Here is a 2,979-nt window from a genome sequence, read left to right as displayed (position 1 = left end):
GGAATCCCGCAGCATAATACCGCACAGGTCCATGGTGGCATCGGTAGAATAGATGGGGCCGCGATACCCATTTTTATACAGGTACGGAATCTGCCCCGAATGGTCGATGTGGGCATGGGTGAGCAACAGCGCCTCATAGGTGCCGGGTGCATAGGGCAGGTCGGCGTTTTCGTATACATCCCGGCCCTGTTCCATGCCGCAATCGATCAGCAGGCGGTGGCCCGCCGCTTCCAGTTGTGTGCAGCTGCCGGTCACTTCACGCGCTGCGCCCAAAAAGGTCAATTTCATACAAGTACGCCTCCCTGGTCCATTCTGCCTTACGGGTTGCGGCCCACACCGTAGCTGGGCGCTTCCGGCAGAACAAAGTTTTCGGTGAAATTGTTGGTGTTGTCGTTGATATTCATACGGACATCCCAGAAGAGATCGCCGTAATCCCGCAGAATTGTATAGTTGCCTTCGCCCAGTGCTGTCAGGGTCTGGGTATCCCCTACCAGCAGTACGTTCTCCCCTTCCGGTTCATACCCCGTCAGGCTTGCCTGATAGGTGCGGGTGACCGTGCCGCCGTCAATCAGCGCCTGGGCCGCCTCGGCGGTGGTGGAAACCAGCACCAGCCGGGCCGTAGTGGGCAAGGAATCGATCAAAGCCTGCCGCGTGATATCGCCGTATTCCAGCTCGGTCACGCCGCCGGCCACACCGGTGACCTCCGCTTCGGCCCAGCCTTCCGGCCAGTGCTCCCGGTCGTTCTCGGCAATTTCTTCATACAGCGTGGCCAGGTAGTTGGCATAGCTGATGGTCTTATCGGCGTCCGGGTTCTGGGCGTAGGTGAACAGCGGTGTATTCAGAATGCTGGAATCATCGGCATCCAGTTCCGCCAGGGCTTCCGCCGCGGCGAAATAGGCGTCGGCGCCTTCCTGCTGGGCATCCTGAGAGCCTTCGGTGGGGGTGCTGGGATCGGCGCTGTCTGCTGCCGTATCTTTTTCGGGGTTCGCCGCATCCGCAGCTGCCTCAGAAGAAGCGTCACCGGTATCGCCGGAGCCATAACGGTTCCAGATATCCCGGTTGGCTTTCAACGTTTCAGCCGAGACCGCATCGGTCAGTTCCACACGGCAGTTTCCGCCCTGTGTGAACACCAGATTCAAACGCCCGACAGCATTCAGCCCCTGCCCGGCAGCCAGCACCGGCACAGAACCGGTCTGATTTTCCGTTGCACCGCCGTCAATGACTGCGGTCACTCCCAACTGAGCCAGCGTATCCTGCAGGGCGCTGACATCCACGCCCGGCGTGGCAATGCAAAGAATAGCATCCACGCCTTCGGCCTGGAGGGCTGCCACCTGCTCGCTGGCCGTCTGGGCCAGATCATTGGCAATGGGGGTTTCTTCATTGACCAGACCGATCTTCTCGGTGACCGAAACCGTATCTGCCAGAGAGAAGAATCCGATCTTATAACCGGCACGTTCCACCACATAGTTCATGCCGTTGGTAATCCGGTTGCGGTTCCAGCTGGTAGAGCGATAGAAAATCGCCGAGCCTTCCGCATCCCGCAGGTTCGCCGCCAGCGACGGACCGGAAGCCATATTGGCATCGCTGCGCAGACGTTCAATACCGTAGGCAAGATCCGCGGCGCCAAACGCCTGCAGGTCATACCCGGCCGCCGAGAAACTGCTGAGCATATCCATACCGCCTGTCAGGCTGGCGCTCATCGTACCGTGCAAACTGCCGCCCGCATCCAGCAGGATGGAATCGGCTGCCGCGCCTTTCAGTGCAGCCACATCAGCCAGGCTGACCTCGTCGTTGCTGCGCTGGCCGGCCAGCTGCCCTGTGGCAAAAACGGGAACGGTAATATCACCGATGCGCACCAGGCAGGAGATACTCTCGGTGCCGTCGGCCAGAGTAGCGGTGATGGTGCATTCTCCGCTGTCGGTCCGGGCGCGCACGGTACCGTTCTTATCTACGGTAGCCACATTTTTATCGCTGGTTTCCCAGTAAACTTTCTGGCCGCCTTCCTCCTCGCTCGCCTGGTTGGTGGTCAGGGTAGCGCGGGCATCTTTGGCGTCCAGATGCAGTTCCACCTGGTAGGTATCGTTCACCAGGACCGGGTCCGCCGCTTTGCCCAGATCTTCGGTAATTCCGGTAAAGGCAAAGGGCCGCATGACAAAGTCCACATCTACCGTTTCGCTCTGAACACCGTAATCCGTGCCGGGCGCGGAGTAGGTGCACTGCCACATATCGTAGGTGCCGGTGTACCCCAGCGAATCCGAGAAACGGGCGATCCAGAGATTCTCCCGCCAGGGATCAAACGCCGGGTCGCTGAAACGGGCGCGCACCCAGTTGAGCGAGGCGTAAATGCCCTGTTCCCCCGTGTAGCCCAGTTCCACCAGACGGTCAAAAAACGCCTGGGTAATGGCTGCCATCTCTTCGGGGAAAATTCCGCTGATGCTCTTGTCTTCCAGGTCGTAGTATACCGGGTAGGACAGCTGATAGGGCGAAGCCGTATAATCTTCCAGCCCTTCCTGAGGCGGTGCCACCAGGCCCAACAGGCGGGCCACATGGTCAGCCTCAGAGCGTGCTTCTTCCACCGTGGTGGCATAAGAATACAGGTACACACCAAAGGGAATCCCCAGACGGGTACACTCATCGGCATTGCGGCGCCACTGGTCATCGTCCTGGGCCCAGTTTGCTTCCTGGCCATCCCATTCGCCGCCATAACCGCAGCGGATGATGGCAAAATCAATTCCGGCAGCCTTGGCCTTTTCCCAGTCCACTTCGCCCTGGAACTTGGATACATCGATGCCTTTCAGCACCGCAGCCGGCATAGCCTGCCCGCTGGAATTGAAATAATACCCCAGTTCATTTTTTTGCCACGCGGCGGCCGTTGTGCCAAAATTGGCCTGTTCCGGGCCGGTAGGGCCGGAGGAGCAGCGGGTCAGTACAAGGCAGACCCCCACAACCACCAGCAGGCACAGCAAACACAACGCCAGT

2 protein-coding genes are annotated in these 2,979 nt (G+C 59.6%); both read right to left on the bottom strand.

Translation table 11 applies throughout. From position 1 onward, the window contains the following. Positions 1-288 (bottom strand): MBL fold metallo-hydrolase (locus H6B10_RS13725; protein ID WP_204652120.1); only part of this gene is annotated, 288 nt, incomplete at its 3' end. A 29-nt stretch (positions 289-317) separates the two neighbouring features. Further along, on the bottom strand, positions 318-2,979 hold a 2,662-nt coding region (locus tag H6B10_RS13720; RefSeq protein ID WP_204652119.1), incomplete at its 5' end, for a GH25 family lysozyme.

Origin of the sequence: Gemmiger formicilis (genome assembly GCF_016901605.1) — a bacterium.
GTDB lineage: Bacteria > Bacillota > Clostridia > Oscillospirales > Ruminococcaceae > Gemmiger > Gemmiger formicilis_B.
This window is presented reverse-complemented; position numbering and strand designations above follow the sequence as displayed.